This is a genomic window from Metabacillus rhizolycopersici (genome assembly GCF_020075705.1).
The window spans coordinates 1-281 of the sequence record NZ_JAIQUM010000315.1 but is presented as its reverse complement, the minus strand read 5'-3'; the positions used below and the strand labels follow the sequence as shown (position 1 = coordinate 281).

The window sequence follows — 281 nt, the reverse complement described above, 5'->3', positions numbered from 1 at the left end:
AACAACAAGCACAACAAAACCAGCAGCAAAAGGAGCAACAACAAGCACAACAAAACCAGCAGCAAAAGGAGCAACAACAAGCACAACAAAACCAGCAGCAAAAGGAGCAACAGCAAGCACAACAAAACCAGCAGCAAAAGGAGCAACAGCAAGTACAACAAAACCAGCAGCAAAAGGAGCAACAACAAGCACAACAAAACCAGCAGCAAAAGGAGCAACAACAAGCACAACAAAACCAGCAGCAAAAGGAGCAACAACAAGCACAACAAAACCAGCAGCAA

General features: G+C 44.5%; 1 protein-coding gene. It reads right to left on the bottom strand.

The features are described from left to right. A partial coding sequence (locus K9V48_RS30290) for a hypothetical protein (protein ID WP_224142367.1) occupies positions 1–281 on the bottom strand: 281 nt, incomplete at both ends.